Origin of the sequence: Polaribacter sp. MED152, from assembly GCF_000152945.2 — a bacterium.
Classification (GTDB): Bacteria; Bacteroidota; Bacteroidia; order Flavobacteriales; family Flavobacteriaceae; genus Polaribacter.
The window spans coordinates 2,846,452-2,867,122 of record NC_020830.1; the positions used below are offsets into that span (position 1 = coordinate 2,846,452).

21 protein-coding genes are annotated in these 20,671 nt (G+C 30.9%); 9 read left to right on the top strand and 12 right to left on the bottom strand.

What is annotated here, in order from left to right; genetic code table 11:
- Positions 1-20: 20 nt before the first annotated feature.
- From ftsH to MED152_RS12785, 6 genes are all read left to right on the top strand, one after another.
- A complete protein-coding gene (gene ftsH / locus MED152_RS12760; RefSeq protein WP_015482311.1) occupies positions 21-1,994 on the top strand; it encodes an ATP-dependent zinc metalloprotease FtsH in 1,974 nt (657 codons plus the stop codon).
- A gap of 6 nt (positions 1,995-2,000) precedes the next feature.
- Positions 2,001-2,585, top strand: coding sequence for a hypothetical protein (locus MED152_RS12765; protein WP_015482312.1), 585 nt, complete (start codon positions 2,001-2,003; stop codon positions 2,583-2,585).
- Between the two features lies 1 nt (position 2,586).
- A complete protein-coding gene (locus MED152_RS12770) occupies positions 2,587-3,381 on the top strand; it encodes a phosphatidate cytidylyltransferase (RefSeq protein WP_015482313.1) in 795 nt (264 codons plus the stop codon).
- A gap of 3 nt (positions 3,382-3,384) precedes the next feature.
- Positions 3,385-4,041 carry a phosphatidylserine decarboxylase family protein gene (locus tag MED152_RS12775; protein ID WP_015482314.1) on the top strand — a complete coding sequence of 219 codons (657 nt, stop codon included), beginning with the start codon at positions 3,385-3,387 and terminating at the stop codon, positions 4,039-4,041.
- A 68-nt stretch (positions 4,042-4,109) separates the two neighbouring features.
- A complete protein-coding gene (locus MED152_RS12780) occupies positions 4,110-4,316 on the top strand; it encodes an acyl-CoA-binding protein (RefSeq protein WP_238559171.1) in 207 nt (68 codons plus the stop codon).
- 3 nt (positions 4,317-4,319) lie between these two features.
- Positions 4,320-4,952: a YceI family protein gene (locus MED152_RS12785; protein WP_015482316.1), complete on the top strand. Its 633-nt coding sequence runs from the start codon at positions 4,320-4,322 to the stop codon at positions 4,950-4,952.
- Here the strand turns inward: MED152_RS12785 and MED152_RS12790 are convergent.
- Both MED152_RS12790 and MED152_RS12795 read right to left on the bottom strand, forming a co-directional pair.
- The gene (locus tag MED152_RS12790) at positions 4,942-5,826 is read right to left on the bottom strand and encodes a TIGR01777 family oxidoreductase (RefSeq protein ID WP_015482317.1); all 885 of its coding nucleotides are present in this window, start codon (positions 5,824-5,826) and stop codon (positions 4,942-4,944) included. The genes MED152_RS12785 and MED152_RS12790 overlap by 11 nt on opposite strands.
- A 63-nt stretch (positions 5,827-5,889) precedes the next feature.
- Positions 5,890-8,514 carry a zinc-dependent metalloprotease gene (locus tag MED152_RS12795; protein WP_041383700.1) on the bottom strand — a complete coding sequence of 875 codons (2,625 nt, stop codon included), beginning with the start codon at positions 8,512-8,514 and terminating at the stop codon, positions 5,890-5,892.
- 209 nt (positions 8,515-8,723) lie between these two features.
- Here MED152_RS12795 and MED152_RS12800 point away from each other — a divergent pair, with 209 nt between their 5' ends.
- A complete protein-coding gene (locus MED152_RS12800) occupies positions 8,724-9,848 on the top strand; it encodes a VWA domain-containing protein (RefSeq protein ID WP_015482319.1) in 1,125 nt (374 codons plus the stop codon).
- Entirely contained in the window at positions 9,849-11,315 is a 1,467-nt protein-coding gene (locus MED152_RS12805; RefSeq protein ID WP_015482320.1) for a magnesium chelatase, read from the top strand.
- A 135-nt stretch (positions 11,316-11,450) separates the two neighbouring features.
- Here the strand turns inward: MED152_RS12805 and MED152_RS12810 are convergent, their stop codons facing one another.
- Together MED152_RS12810 and MED152_RS12815 are read right to left on the bottom strand one after the other, a co-directional pair.
- Positions 11,451-11,948, bottom strand: coding sequence for a YdeI/OmpD-associated family protein (locus tag MED152_RS12810; RefSeq protein ID WP_015482321.1), 498 nt, complete (start codon positions 11,946-11,948; stop codon positions 11,451-11,453).
- Between the two features lie 77 nt (positions 11,949-12,025).
- Complete coding sequence (locus tag MED152_RS12815) at positions 12,026-12,634, bottom strand: hypothetical protein (protein WP_015482322.1); 609 nt, start codon at positions 12,632-12,634, stop codon at positions 12,026-12,028.
- Between the two features lie 224 nt (positions 12,635-12,858).
- On the opposite strand from MED152_RS12815, the gene MED152_RS12820 reads away from it, so the two are divergent.
- Entirely contained in the window at positions 12,859-13,740 is an 882-nt protein-coding gene (locus tag MED152_RS12820; protein WP_015482323.1) for a carbohydrate kinase, read from the top strand.
- On the opposite strand, the gene MED152_RS13875 is transcribed toward MED152_RS12820, so the two are convergent.
- From MED152_RS13875 to MED152_RS12860, 8 genes are all read right to left on the bottom strand, one after another.
- Complete coding sequence (locus tag MED152_RS13875; protein WP_015482324.1) at positions 13,715-14,482, bottom strand: M23 family metallopeptidase; 768 nt, start codon at positions 14,480-14,482, stop codon at positions 13,715-13,717. The genes MED152_RS12820 and MED152_RS13875 overlap by 26 nt on opposite strands.
- 59 nt (positions 14,483-14,541) lie before the next feature.
- Entirely contained in the window at positions 14,542-15,867 is a 1,326-nt protein-coding gene (locus MED152_RS12830) for a M28 family peptidase (protein WP_015482325.1), read from the bottom strand.
- Positions 15,868-16,057: 190 nt separating this feature from the next.
- Positions 16,058-16,837 (bottom strand): SDR family oxidoreductase, encoded by a 780-nt coding sequence (locus MED152_RS12835; RefSeq protein WP_015482326.1) that lies wholly within the window; start codon positions 16,835-16,837, stop codon positions 16,058-16,060.
- A 99-nt stretch (positions 16,838-16,936) separates the two neighbouring features.
- Entirely contained in the window at positions 16,937-17,455 is a 519-nt protein-coding gene (locus tag MED152_RS12840) for a GNAT family N-acetyltransferase (protein ID WP_015482327.1), read from the bottom strand.
- An 8-nt stretch (positions 17,456-17,463) separates the two neighbouring features.
- The gene (locus MED152_RS12845) at positions 17,464-18,354 is read right to left on the bottom strand and encodes a neutral zinc metallopeptidase (protein ID WP_015482328.1); all 891 of its coding nucleotides are present in this window, start codon (positions 18,352-18,354) and stop codon (positions 17,464-17,466) included.
- Positions 18,355-18,458: 104 nt separating this feature from the next.
- On the bottom strand, positions 18,459-18,911 hold the full coding sequence (locus MED152_RS12850; protein ID WP_015482329.1) for a hypothetical protein: 453 nt from the start codon (positions 18,909-18,911) through the stop codon (positions 18,459-18,461).
- Positions 18,912-18,969: 58 nt separating this feature from the next.
- Positions 18,970-20,205, bottom strand: coding sequence for a DEAD/DEAH box helicase (locus MED152_RS12855; RefSeq protein WP_015482330.1), 1,236 nt, complete (start codon positions 20,203-20,205; stop codon positions 18,970-18,972).
- A 37-nt stretch (positions 20,206-20,242) separates the two neighbouring features.
- On the bottom strand, positions 20,243-20,581 hold the full coding sequence (locus MED152_RS12860) for a cupin domain-containing protein (RefSeq protein WP_015482331.1): 339 nt from the start codon (positions 20,579-20,581) through the stop codon (positions 20,243-20,245).
- Between the last annotated feature and the right edge of the window lie 90 nt (positions 20,582-20,671).

The window sequence follows — 20,671 nt, forward strand, 5'->3', positions numbered from 1 at the left end:
TCCTATTGATTTTATAACACATGAGTGATTCAAATAAAGACAATAAGTCAAATATGCCTAAATTAAAATTCAGTTCTTATTGGATTTATGGAGGTATATTTTTAGCCATTATAGCTATTCAGTTTTTCAGCAGTGGAGATTTAGCATCTAAAAGTATTTCAAGAAATAAGTTCGAAGAAATATTGAAAGATAATGACATCAAGAAAATTGTTGTGATTAACAAAGATGTAGCTCAAATATTCTTAACACAAGAAGCGCTAAAAAAAGAGGAACATAAAAAATTTACAACCTCTACATTTTACAGACCTGGATCTGCAGTGTATGAATACAATTTTGGAGATCAAAGAACCTTTGAACAAAGTGTTATAGAGGCTAAGGAAGAAAAAAACTTAGTTGTAGATATTGATAACAAAGAAAAAACGAGCATTTTTGAAGCTATAGTTGGTTTCTTACCATTCATCATTTTAATAGCGATTTGGTTATTTTTTATGAAGAGAATGTCTGGTGGAGGAGCAGGTTCTGGTGGAGGAGGTCAAATATTTAGCATTGGGAAATCTAAAGCTAAACTTTTTGACAAAGACACTAAAGTAAAAACAACTTTTGAGAATGTAGCAGGTTTAGAAGGCGCAAAAGAAGAAGTACAAGAAATTGTAGATTTCTTAAAAAGCCCTGAAAAATATACTTCTTTAGGAGGTAAAATTCCAAAGGGAGCGTTATTAGTAGGTCCTCCAGGAACAGGTAAAACATTATTAGCAAAGGCAGTTGCAGGTGAAGCTGGTGTACCTTTTTTCTCACTTTCTGGTTCAGATTTTGTAGAGATGTTTGTTGGGGTAGGTGCTTCTAGAGTGCGTGATTTGTTTAAACAAGCACAGCAAAAATCGCCTTCTATTATTTTTATAGATGAAATTGATGCAATTGGTAGAGCACGTGGTAAAAACTCAATGACAGGTGGTAATGATGAGCGTGAAAATACGTTAAATCAATTATTAACTGAAATGGATGGTTTTGGTACAGATACTAACGTAATTGTAATTGCTGCAACCAACAGAGCAGACGTTTTAGATAAAGCTTTAATGCGTGCAGGACGTTTTGATAGACAGATTTATGTAGACTTACCAGATATTAGAGAAAGACAAGAAATCTTTGAAGTACATATTAAACCTTTAAAATTAGCAGATGATGTTGATGTTGAGTTTTTAGCACAGCAAACACCAGGTTTTTCTGGAGCAGATATTGCTAATATGTGTAATGAGGCTGCTTTAATTGCTGCTAGAAATGGTAAGAAAGCTATTCATCATCAAGCATTTTTAGATGCTGTAGACAGAATCGTTGGTGGTTTAGAGAAAAAGAAAAAACGTATTACACCAAAAGAGAAAAAAGTAATTGCATTTCATGAAGCTGGTCATGCCACTGTAAGTTGGATGTTAGAACATGCTGCACCATTAGTAAAAGTAACTATTGTACCTAGAGGTCAATCTTTAGGAGCTGCTTGGTACTTGCCTGCAGAACGTTTAATTGTGCAAACAGAGCAAATGTTAGACGAAATGTGTGCTACTTTAGGAGGAAGAGCTGCTGAAAAAATTATTTTTAATAAAATTTCTACAGGAGCATTAAGCGACTTAGAAAAGGTAACCAAACAAGCAAGAGCTATGGTTACAGTATATGGTTTAAATGATGAAGTTGGTAATATTACTTATTACGATTCTTCAGGTAATGATGCCTTTGTAAAACCTTATAGTGAGGAAACTGGTAAAATGATTGATAAAGAAATTTCTAAAATGATAGAAATTCAGTATCAAAGAGCCATTGAATTGCTTTCTAAACACAAAGAAAAACTTACAGTTTTAGCGGAATTGCTTTTAGAAAAAGAGGTGATTTTTAAAGACGATTTAGAGAAAATTTTTGGTAAAAGACCATTTGAGGCTTTAGATACAGAAGTAAAGTCAGAAGATGAAATAGACTTGCCAACAGAGAGTACTACAACAGAATCGTAATTTTTAATGGATTTTTTAAAGAAACTTTTTAATATCCCAATTAAAGAGGATAAACAAATACAAAATCAAGAGGTAAATTTATCTCTTGATGATTTGTTTGTACACAACTTTGTGAATAAAGGGGGTAAGTTTCTTTACTGCACAAGTGAGGCAGATGTAAAAACTAATTTTGCCAACATTCTATCAGAAAATAATTGGAATGCTGTACAGTTGTTAAATCCAAAATTAAAGTCTATTGTAAACCATAAAGAGGTTACAATAGCTACAAATACCAATTCAGACCTACCTGCTTTTACAACTTGTGAACATTTAATAGCAGATAATGGTGATGTTTTATTCTCATCGAATCAATTAAAAAGTACAAAACTTAAAGATTATACCAATAATTTTATTGTTTACGCAACTACCAGTCAATTAGTTAAAGACACAGGACAAGGCCTTACAGGAATCAAAACAAAATACGCAAATAACTTGCCTACAAACATATCTTCAATAAAAAATTACAACACTCAGAATGTTGATGATAATTTTTTAAACTATGGCAACAATAACTCAAAAAACCTATATTTGCTGTTGTTTGAAGATTTATAATATGCGCAACCTTTTAAGAAGGAGTTTTTCTGGAATTATTTATGTCCTTATTTTTATTTCTGCTATTCTCTTTTCTAAAGAGTCTTATATTGTTTTAATTACACTTTTTGGTTTTTTATGCATTTGGGAGTTTTCTAAACTCATCGCCCTAAAAAACTACGCTGCATATATTTTATTTCCTTTAACCTTATACCTTTTAATTAGTAGGCAATATAGCTACGCTTCAATAGGTATTCTTACTATAACGTTGCTATCATCTACCTACTTAGTTTATCAACTATTTGTAAAAAAAGAAATCAATTATAAAGATAACAGGCAAAAACTTGGGTTAACTTACAGGTATGTTATTTTCTCAATGTGTTTTTTGGTCTTGTTACCATTTTACGAGAACAGTTTTCATCCATATTTAATGATCAGTATTTTATCATTAATTTGGGTAAACGATTCTTTTGCATTTTTAATCGGTAAAAATTTTGGGAAACATAAACTTTTTCCATCAGTATCTCCTAAAAAAACAATAGAAGGTTTTGTTGGAGGATTGGTTTTTTCACTATTAGCGGCATTACTAATTAGTAAGTTTAATTTAGATTTCTCTATGCTGCATTGGCTAATTATAGGTGTTTTGGTTTCTGTATTAGGTACAACAGGCGATCTAGTAGAATCTAAATTTAAAAGACAAGCAGGTCTTAAAGATAGTGGAAACATTATGCCTGGTCATGGAGGAATTTTAGACAGGCTAGATAGTTTACTATTTGCTGCACCCTTTGTATATTTGTTTATTAATTATATAATTTAAAGCATGATTCGTTTTCATAAAGAAGGTTACAAAATTATTGTAATTACATTCATCATTGTAATTGCTGCTATTTTATTGGCAGAAAAATTTATTGATATTGTTTGGGTTACAAAGTCAATTCAAATATTGGCAGTAGCGTTTCTTATAATCGTTTTGCAGTTTTTTAGAAACCCTAAAAGAATAGCACAATTAAATGAAAATACAATTGTTGCGCCTGTAGATGGTAAAGTTGTAGTGATAGAAGAGGTAGAAGAACCAGAATATTTTAAAGACAAAAGATTACAGGTATCAATATTTATGTCTCCAATTAATGTGCATGTTACAAGATACGCCATGAGTGGTAAGATTAAATACAGCAAATATCATCCAGGAAAATACTTGGTAGCTTGGCATCCTAAAGCTTCTACAGATAATGAAAGAACCACCATTGTAATTCATAATGATAGTTTTGGAGATGTTTTATACAGACAAATTGCAGGTGCACTAGCCAAAAGAATTGTAAATTATGCCATTGAAGGTGAAGAAGTGGTTCAAGGTACAGATGCAGGTTTTATCAAATTTGGTTCACGAGTAGATTTGTATTTTCCTTTAGGAACTAAACTAAATGTTAGTTTAGGAGATAAAGTAAAAGGAGGTACACAAGTGATTGCAGAAAAATAGAAGTTATTAAAGATTTAGATCAAAATTTTAATGATGCTTTTCAAAAACTGTCTAAGCTTAAAAAAACGATTGCACCAGATTTAATGTTGCAACTGTATGCTTATCATAAGCAAGCAAACTTTGGAAATAACTTTTCGTTTAACAGTGGTTTAGATGTAAGAAGTGGCTTTAAATTTAATGCGTGGATGCAGTTGAAAGGTATGTCTTCAGATGAAGCTAAAGAGAAGTATATAGAATTAGCAAATCAAATTTTACAAAAAAATAAAGATAGTTAGATTATGAAAAAAGTATTAGTTACAATTTTTGCATGTGTATTAGTATTCAATTTAACATCTTGCAAATCAGAGAGTGAGTCCACTACTAAAACTACTCTTACAACAACTGAACCTAAGAAAAGTACTGCAGCTTTTAGTGTAGCTAACGCTAAAACTAATATAAAATTCACAGCATATAAAACCACAGAGAAAATTGGGGTTGCTGGTTCTTTTAAGAAAATTGATATTACTCATGGAGGTGAAGGAGCTAACATAAAAGAAGCAATTAACAATACTGAGTTTTCAATACCAGTAAGTGGCTTAATTACAAAAGATTCTAGTAGAGATTACAAGATTAAGAAATTCTTTTTTGGTGTAATGAACAATACTAAGCTTCTTTCTGGAGATTTAAAATTGGTTGATGATAGTAATGGAATTGCCAACATTACCATGAATGGAGAAACTCAGGCAGTACCTTTTACATATACCATTCATAGAAATGAATTCAATATGAAAGCTATTATAGACATAAATACCTGGAATGCTGGTAAAGCATTGGCCTCTTTAAATAAGGTTTGTCAAGATTTACACAAGGGTTCAGATGGTATCTCTAAAACTTGGAGTGAAGTAGATTTGAATATTTCTACTACTTTTTAAATAAGTTATTTAAGGCTTCAGCTAATTCTGGAAATTGAAAGGTAAATTTGTGTTTTCTAATTTTATCTGATGCTAGTCTGCTGCCTTCTAGTAAAATTTTAGCCATGTCTCCAAAAGCTAGTTTCAGCATAAAACTAGGTACATTAATTCCAACATAAGGTCTAGAAACACTTTTTGCTAGTTGTTTAGAAAATGTTGTGCTTGTATGATGCTCAGGAGCTACAGCATTAAAAACTCCGTTTACATTTTCTTCAATTTGATGTATATACATTTGGCATAAATCATCAAGATGTATCCATGGCATATATTGTTTACCAGAACCTAAAGCTGCAATTACAGGTGTTTTCATTTTTTCTAAAGCACCACCAGTTCTAGATAAAACAATACCTGTTCTTAAAATTGAAACAGGAATATTTATACTTTCAAATTGAAGTGCAGCTGCTTCCCATTTTTCACAAACCTCACCCAAAAAATCATTGCCTGCAGCATCATTTTCTTCAAAAATTTTATCGCTAGTTATCGCTCCATAATATCCACTTCCTGAAGCTGATATAAAACCTTTTAAAGGCAAGTTCAATGCTTTTACTTTGCTAAACAGTAGGTTTGCAGAATCTACTCTACTATCAATAATTACCTTTTTTCTTTTATCTGACCATCTTTCATCAGCAATACCTGCGCCTGCCAAATGAATAATATATTCAACATCCTTAAAAGCATCAACATCTATGGTTTGCTTAGATATATCCCATTTAAATTCGTTAGAAGCATCAGGTGTTCTTGTAAGAATGTTTACTGAATGTTCTTTTTCTAAGAGTAATTTTGTTAATTGAGTACCTACTAAACCTGTACCACCAGAAATTAAAATTTTTGCCATATGTAAAGATAAAAAAAACCGTAATCGAAAAGATTACGGTTTCTAATAAATAATTCTTAAAAATTATTTTATTTCTTTCATTGCGTTTGTAATCAACGTTTTTAAATGATTTTTGTGAGCTTTTGTTGCTACATCACCTTTACCATTGCTAACCCAACTTTTAATGGCATTTAAATTATAAATGGCCATAGACTTAGAAGCTACCGAAAAACGAGAGCTAGTTCTACCAGTAACCATAGCAATTAAACGTTTGGTATACACTGCTTGTAAATTTTGACGGAAAGAATTCACACTACCGTAAATGTCTGGCTTAAACATCATATTGTTTAAATCTGTCATGAATGTTGATAGCTTGTATTCGTTTCCATAAAGCTCAGAGTTCGATAACCTTTGTAGTGTGTTTGGATGCATGATATGTGCTAAAACACTTGTTTGATAGCCTAGTACTTGCTCATGAATTTTTGGATCTTCTGGACCTCCAAAGAAATTATATCCTCTTCTTTGTCTTGCTAGATAATTATATACTTCATTTGGAGTGCTGAATGCATCTGGGGCAAATATGTATTTGTCTAAAGCATCCATAGCTCTTTTTTGATCTTCTTTGGATACAGGTGTGTAAGGTTGCGTACCACCTTCTTGTCCATAAGTAGATCTGTCTACGTAAACTCCACCAATGAATCTAGAAACTACGCCACCTGCAATTCTGGTTTGGTTATGCAAAGTATAGTAAGCTCTTCTTAAATCTTCATAAGTTTCACCTTTTTTAGTAAACTGATTTTTAAGATTTTTCATCATATCATTTACAAGCTCAAATCTGTTGATAGAGTATGTAATTTGATCATTAGATAAATCACCAATCATTACTCGAGGGTCAATTGCTTTACCTGGAGAACGCATATCATCTGCATCATTACCAAAAATTAATTCTGGTTCTGTAGATCTTTCTAATAAAGCTTCTCTTTCTGATGCATTTTTAAAAGGAGTATACCCAAACTGAATAGCCCAAATATCATATGGCCCAACAGCCATATCATAGTACTGTCCTTGTTTGCTTCTGTCATTAGTAATGTTAATTCCTGCATAATCCATTACAGAACCTGTAAGTGCTTTTCCTTTAATAAAGTTAGCATCTGCCAATTGTTCAGGAGAATATACTTGACTCGCTTTCATATTATGATTTAAACCTAAAGTATGCCCAACTTCGTGCATAATTAAAGATTTCATTCCTTCTTTTTTGATACCTTCCATATCCAACTCAGAAGCACCTGTAGCTTGTAAAACTGCAGTACCTAACTGTAAGTTTTCGTGCATGATATGTCCTGCAGAACACAATAATAAGTTGTTTTTAGCTAAATATTTCTTAGCTCTTAATTCAGCAGATGTTTCTAAATGCATATTGGCAGCAGCGTTATTATATAATTCATCAGCAAAAACTCTATTTGTAAAGTGCACATATTCTAGCATAATATCTGCTCCTAAAATTTCACCAGTTCTTGGGTTTACAAAACTAGGTCCATAACCTCCAAAAGGTGGATTAGGAGAAGATGTCCAACGTAAAACATTGTATCTTACATCTCCAGCATCCCAAGTAGCATCATCTGGTTGCATTTTAACAACCATAGCATTATTAAAGCCAGCTTTTTCAAAAGCTTCGTTCCAAGCTAAAACACCTTCTTTAATGGTTTCTCTCCATTCTACAGGTGTTGATTTTTCCATCCACCAAGTAATAGGCGTTACAGGCTCAGAAATAGCTGCTTCCGGATTTTTCTTTACCAATCTCCATCTGTGAATCATATCTCTATAATTTACAGTTTCTGTGGTAGTCATATCATTTGTTTGCGTTAAGAAATACCCAACTCTAGCATCATCCATTCTTGGTTCATAGCCATCTTCTGGCATATTCATAAATGTGTGAAATACTTTAATAGAAACATTTCTACCATCTGTAACTGCCGCAGAACCACCATTAATTACGTTTGGATTGCTGTAAACGTATTCTGTTTTAATATTTGTGTTTTCTGGATAGTTTTTAATCTCGTTAATTTTAGATTTCGATTTGTCAAATCTACCTAAGCTAAACGCAAAAGGAGATTGACCAGGAAATCTTGGTTGCTTAATTCTTGTAAATATTTCAGATAAAAACAATCCATTTGCATCAATTAAATACTCACCTTTTTCTTCATCAGAAGCCAATAGTTTTCCACTTGCAATTACAGCATCACTAATATTTGCTTCAGAAGATTTAGAAATTGCATTATCCTTATCGAAATAGAAGGCAGTATTTGGCGCCATAAATTCTAAACGATTAAAATATTTTGTAACATGAAATACGCTAGAACCATTGTAAGAACCTCTATATGCATTAGCTTCTGTTACACCATCTGCAATTTGAGAGAAATAAATAAAGTCTTTATCTAATTGGTCTTTTTTAACTAATAGTTTAACAGAACCTGTTACAGTATCTTGATAAATGGTAAATAAACCATCTATTTTTTTACTACTTTTTGTAAGTGATTTAATGGTTTTACCTTTCTTTTTAGGTGGTGTTTTTTTGGCAGGAGCCTCTTTTTTAACTTCCTTTTTTTTCTTTTTCCAAAACTGTGCATTTGTGTTTGGAACTCCTAGAATTCCGAACACCATTAAAAATGAACACAGAATTTTAAACTTCTGAAAATGGTTTGATTTCATTGTAATGTCGATTTAATTTTAATTATGTGTCAAGTTAGGATAGAAATACAACATAAATGTTAATTATATACTAAAATTAATAGGTTTAAATTTCTGATATTATTGAATTTAGTGACTTATTTAAAGGTATCAATTAAACTAATTGATACATATGCTAAAGCAATGTTAATATTTTTTATCAGCTTAATTAAAGGCGTATTTTTATAGTGATGAAAGAAAATATAAAAAGAAAAGGATTTGTTTTTAAAACTTATGAAGCAGACAAGCAGTCTCCTTTCGAAAAATTGTTCGAAATTTTTAAGGAACTAATTACCCATACTTCAGGTGATTTTGATGAGGCTATAGATTGGTTACGATCTTTAGATAAAGAATATAAGCTAACTGATGAGAATTATACTATAGATGATTTCATAGAAGACTTAAAGAAAAAAGGATATATAAAAGAAGAGATTAAAGCAGATGGTACAGGAGGTACAGCAATAACCTCTAAAACAGAAAGAGCAATTCGTCAACAGGCCTTAAACCACATTTTTGGTAAAATTAAAAGAAGTGGTTCTGGTAATCATAAAAGTAAATCACCAGGAATTGGAGATGAGCATACAGGAGATTTTAGAGCGTATCAGTTTGGAGATAATTTAGATAAGGTTTCTATGACAGAGAGTATAAGAAATGCTCAAATTAATAATGGCATAGGCGATTTTACATTGTCTGAAAATGATTTGGTTGTAGAAGAAACGCTGCATAAAAGCCAAATGAGTACCGTTTTAATGATAGATATCAGTCATTCTATGATTTTATATGGTGAAGATAGAATAACACCTGCCAAAAAAGTAGCTATGGCTTTGGCTGAATTAATTACAACTAGATATCCAAAAGACACTTTAGATATTTTAGTATTTGGAAATGATGCTTGGACTATAAAAATTAAAGATTTACCTTATTTACAAGTAGGGCCTTATCATACCAATACTGTTGCTGGTTTGCAATTAGCTATGGATTTGTTGCGCAGAAAGAAAAACACCAATAAACAAATTTTTATGATAACAGATGGTAAACCAAGCTGTTTGCGTTTGCCTGATGGTCAATATTATAAAAACAGTAATGGCTTAGATAAATACATTGTAAATAAATGTTATGCAATGGCTCAACAAGCTAGAAAATTGCACATACCAATAACCACTTTTATGATTGCTCAAGATCCTTACTTAATGCAATTTGTAAAGGCATTTACACAGGCAAATCAAGGAAAAGCATTTTATACTGGCTTAAAAGGTTTAGGAGAAATGATATTTGAAGATTATGAAACAAACAGAAAAAAAAGAATTAGAGGATAGATGAATTTAGAGAATATAAAAACATTAGGAGAATTAAGAAAAACAGGTTACGAATCAAAATCGATCAAAGATGAGCTGAGAGAAAATCTAATCAGTAAGATGATGAATAACGAAACTGTTTTTAAAGGAGTACATGGTTATGAAAACACAGTTATTCCAGAACTAGAAAGAGCTATTTTAAGTAAACATAATATAAATTTATTAGGTTTAAGAGGTCAAGCCAAAACACGTTTGGCAAGACTTATGGTAGATTTATTAGATGAATACATACCTGTTGTAGAAGGTTCAGAAATTAATGATGATCCTTTAAAGCCTATATCTAGATTTGCAGTTGAGTTAATTAATGAAAAAGGAGATGATACACCAATTTATTGGTTACATAGAAACGATCGTTTTGCAGAAAAATTAGCAACACCAGATGTAACTGTAGCAGATATTATAGGAGATGTAGATCCTATAAAAGCAGCTAATTTAAAGTTGAGTTATGCAGATGATAGAGTAATTCATTATGGAATGATTCCAAGAGCAAACAGATGTATTTTTGTGATTAATGAATTACCAGATTTACAAGCTAGAATTCAAGTTGCATTGTTTAATATTTTACAAGAGGGGGATATTCAAATTCGTGGATTTAAACTAAGATTGCCTTTAGATATGCAATTTGTTTTTACAGCAAATCCTGAAGATTATACCAACAGAGGTAGTATTGTAACTCCTTTGAAAGATAGAATTGGTTCACAAATATTGACACATTATCCAGAGGATATTGAAACTGCTAAAACCATTACTCAACAAGAAGCAAATAAAGTAGCTTCTCAGAAAGAATTTATACAAGTACCTGAGTTAGCAAAAGATTTGCTGGAGCAAGTTGTATTTGAAGCTAGAGATAGTGAGTACATAGATGCTAAAAGTGGTGTAAGTGCACGATTAAGTATTTCTGCTTTTGAGAACTTATTAAGTACTGCAGAAAGAAGAGCAATTTTAGCAGGAGATTCAGAAACCATGATTCGTTTAAATGATTTTGATGGAATTATTCCTGCAATTACAGGTAAAGTAGAATTGGTTTACGAAGGTGAACAAGAAGGTGCTCAAGTAGTTGCAGAGACTTTAATAAAAAGAGCAATTAAAACATTGTTCCCAACTTATTTTCCAGAAATTAAAAAGTTAGAAAGGCAAGATGCAGAAACACCTTATGATGATATTGTTTCTTGGTTCTTTAATGCTGAAGAAGATTTTGAATTGTTAGATGATTATTCTGAAGAAGCATACAAAAAAGAGTTAGATAAAATTAAACCTTTAGATGATTTTCTAAAAGAACATCAACCAAACATGAATAAAGCTGATGCTTATTTTGTAAAAGAGTTTGTGTTATGGGCATTAGTTGAATTTAAGAAACTAAGCAAATATCGTTTTGCTGAAGGAACTCAATTTAAAGATCCTTATGGTAATTTTATAAACGGATTGTAATTTAAAATTAAACCCTTCAGCTTTTTAACTGAAGGGTTTTTTATTGGAAATCGTTTTATTTTGTTTCGTTTGTTTTATGTCTAGCTAGGTTCATTTTATTGCCAACGAAACTGAAAATTTTAGAAGATGAACGTATTATTCTAATTTAAAAATTTTCATAGGATCAAAATTTCTTCGTTTTAAATTCTCACAAAGAATAAGAGCTTTATCTATTTTTTGCTGACTGGTTTTAAATCTTTTCACTCCATAAATAATACTTCTTTGTTTCCCTTTCGTTAAAGTTTCAAAAATTGTGAAAGCTTCAAAATCAGTTAAGAAAACTTCTTCTAATTCTTCTGGTACATCTACACCATATTTAGAGGTGTCTTCAAAGAGTTGCATGGTAAAAGAATCACCCAAATTTATTTGAAGTTCTTTTTGCTTTTGTTTACTAAACATCATTTTAAAATCTCCAGAACCTTTATCTCTTTTTACAGCTGCATAAAATTTTAGATGATAATTTTCATGAGTAATTTCTACTTGAACCCTGCCCATTTTTTGATCCGCAAAAGGTCTAAATATGTTATATGGAATATAAATATTGTAAGTATCTATTAGTGTAACTGTAAATGGGGCCGTTTTTAATTCCTTCATGCTGCAAAATAATAAAAAGACACTTTATAATTAGCAAGCTAAGAATAAAATGTCTCACTTAGTGAACTATCTATCAATTAGAAGTTAATCACAAATAAGTTTAAACTATTTCTTAAAGTTTTATCTAGTTCTGTTTTTAAAATTTTATTTAGATATGGGTACACACTTTTTCCAATTTGAAACTCAACATCCTTACTAATTTCGTAAGTTTTAATTAACTTATTTCTCAATTGGTTATATTCTATATACAATGCTGTATTTTTATCTCCATAAGTTAATGCTTCATTAGTATTCAAATTTTTAAGTAATTCTAAAGCTAATTTTTCTTCGATAATTGTATTTACAAAATTACCTTTAACATCTGTAGTTAAGCTATTAGCATCATCTACATTTCTCTTACTTTTTGTAACCACAATACTTTTATTACTTAAATTATTAGCAAGCAAACTCTCTTTTTCTATAGATTTAATTAAAAACTTTCTTTCGGTATTCATATTAGAATTTACATCTAAAAAGTTTACGTCTGTAAAAAGATTTAAAAGTTTATCATTTTCACCTAAAAAGTAATTTTCTTTAATATCCGTTTCAAAATTTACGGTATTAATGGTTGTTGATAATTCATTATTTGTCTGAGCAAACAATGTGTTTGTTAATAAAAATGCGGCTAGTATAAATATATTCTTCATGTTGTTTATTTTTATCTCTAATATAATAGTAATACTTTTAAAAAGGAAATAAAAACTCTTATTTAACATTTCGATTAACAAAATTTTAACGATATTGAGTGCAATAAAGTGTTTTTCCAAAATTTAGGTAATGATTTCAATATTTTATTGGTAATCAAAAGTTTACAGAAAATTGATGATTAAATTATTTTACGATCTTTATTACGTTTAATTGGTTTAAAATTATGGCTGAAATAGTTTGTTTTGGGGAGGTTTTGTGGGATGTTTTTCCTAATATTAAAAAAATTGGAGGAGCGCCTTTGAATGTTGCCTATCGTTTAAAGTCCTTTCAGCATAATATAATTTTAATTAGTGCTATAGGCAATGACCAATTAGGAAAAGAAATCATAGATTTTTTGGAAAACTCTTCAATAGATGGTGATTCTATCCAAATTCTAGACGATTATAAAACTGGAAAAGTATCTGTAAAACTAGACAATGAAGGTGTTGCAACTTATACAATAGATTACCCAAAAGCTTGGGATAAAATTGAAATTACAACAGAAAATCTTAAAGCTACAGTAAAGGCTGATGCTTTTATTTTTTGCAGTTTAGCAACAAGAGATCAAATTTCTAAGATTACTTTGTATCAATTGCTAGAAGTTGCAAACTACAAAGTTTTTGATGTGAATTTAAGAGCTCCTTTCTATGATTATGAAATTATTATAGAACTCATGCAGAAAGCAGATTTTATCAAATTGAACGAAGAAGAATTGATAGAAATTGCAAATGCAATGCAATCTTCTTTTAAAAAATTAGAAGAAAATTTACGTTTTATTGCTCACGAAACAAATACTAGACATGTATGTGTTACCAAAGGTGCTTCTGGAGCAGTGTTATTATATGATGATCAAATGTATTATCATAAAGGTTATAAAGTAAAAGTGGCAGATACAGTAGGTGCAGGCGATTCTTTTTTAGCGGGTTTAATTCATAAAATTTTAAATAATGAAAAACCTCAACACGCTTTAGTTTTTGCTTCTGCAGTTGGTGCATTAGTGGCAAGTAAAAAAGGGGCTAATCCTAAATTAGATGCGAGTTCTATTCAGCAATTGCTTCGTTCGTAATTTTATTCTTTGCATACCTACCTTTTTTGTATTTAGAAGATGGATGCGTATTTAAAATAAAAGGGATAGATACAAATCCATTTGTAGTCGGTTTGTAAACTGCAAAATGCAAATGTGGTTCTGTACTCATGCCTGTATTTCCAGAATATGCAATAGGCTGTCCTTTTTTTACAGTATCTCCAATTGCTACAATTGCACCCTCTTTTTTTAGATGTACGTATTGCGAAAATGTACCATCTTTATGAGCAATTACAAGATAATTACCATCCTTAAGGTATTTTTTGTTTCTACCACCTTTGTTTGAATCCTCTTTTACATTCACCACCAATCCATCTCTTATAGCACAGATAGTTTGGCCTACATTCATTTTAAAATCTATAGCATACCTAGAAAAACTACCTTTATGCGTAAAATTGGTATTCTGCCCTTGAAGTATTTTATAGCGTTTTCCTTTTAAAAATGGTAAGCCATAATTATATAAGGTGTCATAGCTTTTAAGATTTGATTCTCCATAATATAAATTGAACTTGTATTTATTAAGAATTGCTAGGGTATCTATTTCAGTTGTTGAAAATTTCAACACACGAATAGAATCTCGGTTTTGAAAATCAATATAACGTTCTGTTTGCTTTTCTACATTCCTGATTTTTAGAAAAGAATTGCCTAAAACAGGTGTTTTTACCACAACAGCTATAGAATCATTATTTGCTACAAATTTTATGTACTTAGGCTTTTTGTTCAATTGACTCTGAGCACAAGATGAGCACAAAATAATCAGTAAGAAAAAACAATTACGCACTTTTACCTCATTATCTTATTTGGAAAAACAACCATACTTTCATGCCCATTTTCACCAACTGCAGCAACTCCAAAGAAAAAATTGTCTATAACAATACCTTCTAAAGTAAACTCAGTAACTTCTACATATCTAGCATTATCCCAAGTAGGAGAGGTGGTGTCTCTCCAATAAATTTTATAACCTTTTGCACCTTCTACTGGAGACCATTTTAGTTTTGCAGAAGCCTCAACTTTACCACCAAGTTCAACTACTTTAGGTGCTGCAGGTGCCCAAGCTAAACTAGCCAAGTTGATTGCGTTTACAGCCGTTAATTTTTTTGCATATGGAAAATTAACATGTTCAAAAGTATCTCCATACTTAATGCCATTTTCAGTTCTAATATCTTGATGTTGCTGTGTGTAATTTTCATGAGCTTCCATAATTCGAATTCCTGCAAATCCTAAATCATTAAAAGGTCTGTGATGACCTCCTCTACCAAATCTATCTAATCTATAAATCATCATAGGATTCATTTCTGGCATGTACGTTTTTGTAGTTTTATGCACATATCTAGCCAATTGACGAGAAATTCCATCTACTTCACCACCATAGAATCTACGCATTCTTCTTTGTCTTTCAGTTTCATTAGCAGGTACTGGTTCAGAAAAAATTCGAAATGCTCTATTATCTGTAACACCATCTACACCTGTGATATTACCTATCATATCGTTGTTTAGAATACCAATAATATCCCAGCCTTTATCTTTTGCATATTTAGCTAAGCCTGCACCACCAAAAAGACCTTGTTCTTCTCCAGATAAACCTACATAAATTATACTACTTTCAAATTTGTATTTACTTAAAACTCTAGCAGCTTCAATAGTACCAGCCATACCTGATGCATTATCATTAGCACCTGGAGCATCTTTGGTAAAGTTAGAGCCATCGCTATTTCTAGAGTCAATATCTCCACTCATAATAATATATCTGTTTGGATATTTTGTACCTTTTTGTATTGCAACCACATTCACAACATACGCATCATGAGGCACTCTTTTACTCATACCTGTAGTTACTAAATCTTTTTGATAAAAGACATTTAAACAGTTGTTACAATTGTTTGATATTTTATTGAATTCAGCTTTAATCCATCTTCTTGCAGCTCCAATTCCACGTGTATCAGAAATGGTGTCAGAAAAAGTGTTTCTCGTTCCAAATTCAGTTAGTGTTTTTACATCTGCTTTAATTCTGTCTTCAGAAACAGCATCAATAATATTATAAATTTTTAAATCGGTTTGCGCAGTTACAACTGTGGTAAAAAGTAGTACTAAGAATGTAATATTTTTCATGTGAAATCGTAAATTTTAATTTTTTGAGATATAAAGGATACAATATACATCATCTTTTTTTCTTCTTCATTTTTCATTAAATTTTTAACATATATTAATCTGTATTTTAGATTTTACTTCATGATTTCGTAAAAAGCAAAATCCCTTTTCTGATAAGAAAAGGGATGTATACAAGTGGTAAAAGTTCTAACTATTTTGGTTCTTGCATTTTTCTAATTTGTTTTAATAATATACTTTTTGGTGTTATTGGAATTGCTTTCATCATTACTTTTTGCGGAAAACTTACTCCTGAAATTATATCTAAAGCTCCTTCTAACATTGCATCATAACCTTCTTGGGCAACCACTTTTGAATCTGCAGCATTTTGGAATAGGGCTGTTTTATCCATCCCTGAAGTTTTACCAAAATCGGTTTTCGTTGCTCCTGGCATTAAAGTAGTTACTGTAACTTTGGTATCATGTAATTCTTCTGCTATGGCATTACTAAATGAGGTTACAAATGCTTTTGTAGCAAAATATACTGCTTGCATGGGCCCAGCCATTAAACTTGCTGTAGACGAAACATTTAAAATTTTACCTTGATTTCTTTCAACAAAATCGGGTAAAAACTTTCTTGTTAAATCAGTTAGTGCAATAATATTTAATTGAATCATTGCCAAATCTTGTGCCCAAGCACGTTCATGAAATTTACCAATTCCGCCAAAACCAGCGTTATTGATTAAGTAATCAATTTCAATTTTGCTGAACTTCACAAAATTGTAAACTTCTTGAGCTGCATTTGGCTCGGTTAAATCTTTTTCTATTATACTAACATGTACACCATGTTTTTTCTCTAACTTTTCTTTTAGCTTTTGTAGTTTGTCTTTGCTTCTTGCAACAATAACTAAATCTCCACCATTTTTTGCGTGAATTTTTGCAAACTCTTTTCCTAAACCACTACTTGCTCCTGTAATTAATGCTGTCTTTCTCATATCTACTTTCTTTATAACGAAAGTACTCGCATATCTATTATTTGATTAACTGAATAGCAAAAAAAAATAACTGAAAAAGAGAGCGTAGTAATTGGAGATTTAGGTTAGATCTAAATAGAGAACATCATTAGGTCTTGTTTCTCTATCTGAAATAGGAAAATCGTATAAAGCAATTTTTTGGAAACCAACTTTTTCATAAAACTTTAATGCTCGATAATTTTTAATCCAAACATAGAGCCAGATTCCTTTCTGATTATTTCTTTTAACGAGATTCACATTAAAATCAAATAGTTTTTTGCCTAAACCTAAACCATAAAATTCTTCTAGTAAATACAAGCGCTCCATTTTAGTTACATTTTTATGAGGAATATGCTCATTTTCTGTATTCAGAATTATTTTAGAAAAACCAGCTAATTCATCCTTGTAGAAAATTAAATGATATTCATAATTATCTTGAGTAACTTCTTTAGCTAGGGTTTCTTCATTAAAACTTTCCTTTAAATAATTGTCCATTATCTCTTTAGGAATTGCATGCTGATGAGGTATAAAAAAAGCTTTTTTAGAAACTATGGCTAGTTGTTTTACATCATTTACAGTAGCTTTTCTAATAGAAATCATTGTAGTATTTATAAAGTTGTTGCATTAAACGTATCACCTTGATTGATGTCTCCAGTGTCAAATCCTTTTTTGAACCATCTCATTCTCTGAGCAGAAGTTCCATGAGTAAAAGAATCTGGGACAACTCTACCTGAAGATTGTTTTTGTAATCTATCATCTCCAATTGCATGAGCTGCATTTAGAGCTTCTTGCAAATCACCTTGGTCTAAAATCAAATCCATATTTTTTGCATGATGTGCCCAAACTCCAGCTAAGAAATCTGCCTGTAATTCTAATTTTACAGAGAATTTATTGTATTCTTTTTGGCTTACTCTACCTCTTAATTGTTGCATCTTGTCTGTTGTGCCCATTAAATTTTGAATGTGATGACCCACTTCATGTGCAATTACATAAGCTTGTGCAAAATCTCCAGGTGCATTTAAACGAGATTCCATTTCTTGAAAAAAGCTTAAGTCTATATATAATTGATTGTCTCCTGGACAATAGAAAGGTCCTGTGGCACTAGATGCTGAGCCACAAGCAGAAGAAACTGAATTTGTAAATAAGACTAACGTAGGTTCTTGATAATTGTTTAAAATGGAGTTCCAAACATCTTCTGTGCTTCTTAAAACGCGATTACTGAATTCCGCTAACTCATTTTCTTCAGCAGTACCTTTATATGTTGTATTTGTAACTTGATTTGTTGTTCCTCCAGATAGAAATTGTAATGGATTTACACCTGTAAAATACATTAGCAAACCAACTACTACTACTATTAGTAATCCTTTTTTGGTACTTACTAATTTTAGAAGTAAAGGAATTAGCATTCCTCCTAAGCCACCACCACTAAAGCCTCTTCCAGAACTTGCACCTCTTCTATCGTTAACATTAGAACTTCTTTTGTTACTTCTCCATTTCATAACTTTTTGGTTTTGTTTTGAGATTTAAAAGTACAAATAATATGGAAAAATGGGAGAGAATTGACTTACTAACATTAGCTCATAAAAATTGAATTTTAACTCAATTAATCAATCTTTGTAAAGATTTCGATGTTTTTAAATACGGTATCATTTCTATAATAAGTATTTACTTGTTTATAAGAATCTGTATAGAAATCAATAGGAATTACGTAAGTATTAATATTACTCTTCATAGATTTAGAAGTTGAGGTAAGTGTTTCTGTGATGGTGTCATTTTTAAAAGTATAGGTACCATAACCACTCCAATCTACGCCATTGGCATCAGTTTCTGCATTCCATAATACGTGACCATTTAAATATATTTTATGCTGCACTTTGCTGTAGTCTTTAACAATGGTGTCTGCATTTGCTAAGGTGTAGAAAGCATTTAATTTCCAAACACCTTGTAAAGGATCTTCATTTTTCTTCTCTAACTTTGTATTTGAGTTACATGATGCTAAGAATACAAGAAATAGACTAGCTATAATTGTTTTTAAAACTTTTAATTCGATTTCCATTTTTGTATTGTTTAGGTTGATTTAAATTTAGTTTTGAAGTTTTAACGCTAAATTAACTCTAATACCAGCGTTTTTTCTTCTTCTTAGAAGCTGCAGATTTTCTGCTTTTTTTATGTTTACTAACAGTGTTTGCTTGCTTTTTGGTATGTTTTGGTTTGTTGATTGGGTAAGGATGATCTTCTATAACCTTAATCGATTTTTCGATTAAATTTTCTATGGAAGCAATGTAATTATTTTCATCTGGCGAACAGAATGAAAATGCAATTCCAGATTTACCAGCTCTACCAGTTCTACCAATTCTATGTACGTAAATTTCTGGTACATTTGGAATGTCAAAATTTATAATAGCATCAACATTTGTAATATCAATACCTCTTGCAGCAACATCTGTAGCTATTAAAATTGAAGCTTTTTTACTTTTAAAATCTTCAATGGCTTTGTTTCTAACTCCTTGAGTTTTATCACCATGAATACTGGCAACATTATAGCCGTTTTTTATTAAAGTTTGCTCAAGTTTATCTACGGCAAATTTAGTTCGTCTAAAAATGATAATTTTACCATTGATTGTATTTCTAAGAAGATGTAAACATAAATCTGTTTTATTCTTTTTTGGTAAATAATACAATAACTGACCAATATTTTTTGCTGTGGTTTCCTCAGGATTTATATCAACTTTTGTAGCATTTTTTACAATACTTTTTGATAATTCATCAATCTTTTCAGGAATAGTTGCCGAAAATAAAAGTGTTTGTTTTTTTCTAGGACAAAGTTTTTCAATCTTTTTTATATCGTTGATAAACCCCATGTCTAGCATTAAATCAGCTTCATCTAACACAAAGATTTCTAATTGGCTCAAATCAATGTTTCCTTGCATTTGCAAATCAATCAATCTACCAGGTGTTGCTACTAAAATATCTACACCTTTAGCTAAAATCTCTTTTTGTGGTTCTAATGAAACACCACCAAAAACAGCAGTACTTCTTAAGTTTGAATATTTACTGTAGGATTTAAAGTTTTCTAAAATTTGAATTGCTAATTCACGAGTGGGTGTAATTACTAATGCTTTTATTTTTTTTTCTCCTTTCTCTGCATCTTGCTTATCAAATAGTAAATTTATAATTGGTAATGCAAAAGCAGCTGTTTTTCCTGTACCAGTTTGCGCAGCAACAATTACATTTTTTTTATCTAAAACTAATGGAATTGTTTTTTCTTGTACTAAAGTTGGTTTGTGAAAACGAGCTTCAGCTATTGCTTTTTGTATGGATTTGTTTAATGGAATATCAGAAAACTGCATGAATTATTTTTTAGCAAAGGTAGATTAAATAGAATTGTTAGTCTGTGGCAATACCAAAATAAACCCAAGTAACATCTTCTAAAAATGGATTGCGCATAGAATGGAACTCACCTTGCTCAATAGTAATACAATCACCAGTAACTACATTATGTTTTTTACTATTCACAATAAACTCAGCTTTACCAGATAAAATGTAGAAAACCTCACACATAGTATCATGTTTATGGGTGTCTACTTCTTGACCTGGAGTAAATGTTGCAGAACCAAACATCATTAATTTTGGTATTTCCTCTTTTTTAATGAATACTTTTTTCTTGATTGCTTCATTATGAGTTGTACCTATTTCTGGTAGTTGATTTGTATGTATTAATTTCATAATAATTTAATTGTAGACTCTAATGTACCAAAAATAGAATAGGCTAAAAATAAAAAGCCTCTTTGCTTTCACAAAGAGGCTCTGTAATTC

Excerpts from the sequence above, each read along its gene's own strand:
- ftsH (WP_015482311.1), top strand. The coding sequence starts at position 21 with ATGAGTGATTCAAATAAAGACAATAAGTCAAATATGCCTAAATTAAAA.
- MED152_RS12765 (WP_015482312.1), top strand. The coding sequence starts at position 2,001 with ATGGATTTTTTAAAGAAACTTTTTAATATCCCAATTAAAGAGGATAAA.
- MED152_RS12770 (WP_015482313.1), top strand. The coding sequence starts at position 2,587 with ATGCGCAACCTTTTAAGAAGGAGTTTTTCTGGAATTATTTATGTCCTT.
- MED152_RS12775 (WP_015482314.1), top strand. The coding sequence starts at position 3,385 with ATGATTCGTTTTCATAAAGAAGGTTACAAAATTATTGTAATTACATTC.
- MED152_RS12785 (WP_015482316.1), top strand. The coding sequence starts at position 4,320 with ATGAAAAAAGTATTAGTTACAATTTTTGCATGTGTATTAGTATTCAAT.
- MED152_RS12790 (WP_015482317.1), bottom strand. The coding sequence starts at position 5,826 with ATGGCAAAAATTTTAATTTCTGGTGGTACAGGTTTAGTAGGTACTCAA.
- MED152_RS12795 (WP_041383700.1), bottom strand. The coding sequence starts at position 8,514 with ATGAAATCAAACCATTTTCAGAAGTTTAAAATTCTGTGTTCATTTTTA.
- MED152_RS12800 (WP_015482319.1), top strand. The coding sequence starts at position 8,724 with ATGAAAGAAAATATAAAAAGAAAAGGATTTGTTTTTAAAACTTATGAA.
- MED152_RS12805 (WP_015482320.1), top strand. The coding sequence starts at position 9,849 with ATGAATTTAGAGAATATAAAAACATTAGGAGAATTAAGAAAAACAGGT.
- MED152_RS12810 (WP_015482321.1), bottom strand. The coding sequence starts at position 11,948 with ATGAAGGAATTAAAAACGGCCCCATTTACAGTTACACTAATAGATACT.
- MED152_RS12815 (WP_015482322.1), bottom strand. The coding sequence starts at position 12,634 with ATGAAGAATATATTTATACTAGCCGCATTTTTATTAACAAACACATTG.
- MED152_RS12820 (WP_015482323.1), top strand. The coding sequence starts at position 12,859 with ATGGCTGAAATAGTTTGTTTTGGGGAGGTTTTGTGGGATGTTTTTCCT.
- MED152_RS12830 (WP_015482325.1), bottom strand. The coding sequence starts at position 15,867 with ATGAAAAATATTACATTCTTAGTACTACTTTTTACCACAGTTGTAACT.
- MED152_RS12835 (WP_015482326.1), bottom strand. The coding sequence starts at position 16,837 with ATGAGAAAGACAGCATTAATTACAGGAGCAAGTAGTGGTTTAGGAAAA.
- MED152_RS12840 (WP_015482327.1), bottom strand. The coding sequence starts at position 17,455 with ATGATTTCTATTAGAAAAGCTACTGTAAATGATGTAAAACAACTAGCC.
- MED152_RS12845 (WP_015482328.1), bottom strand. The coding sequence starts at position 18,354 with ATGAAATGGAGAAGTAACAAAAGAAGTTCTAATGTTAACGATAGAAGA.
- MED152_RS12850 (WP_015482329.1), bottom strand. The coding sequence starts at position 18,911 with ATGGAAATCGAATTAAAAGTTTTAAAAACAATTATAGCTAGTCTATTT.
- MED152_RS12855 (WP_015482330.1), bottom strand. The coding sequence starts at position 20,205 with ATGCAGTTTTCTGATATTCCATTAAACAAATCCATACAAAAAGCAATA.
- MED152_RS12860 (WP_015482331.1), bottom strand. The coding sequence starts at position 20,581 with ATGAAATTAATACATACAAATCAACTACCAGAAATAGGTACAACTCAT.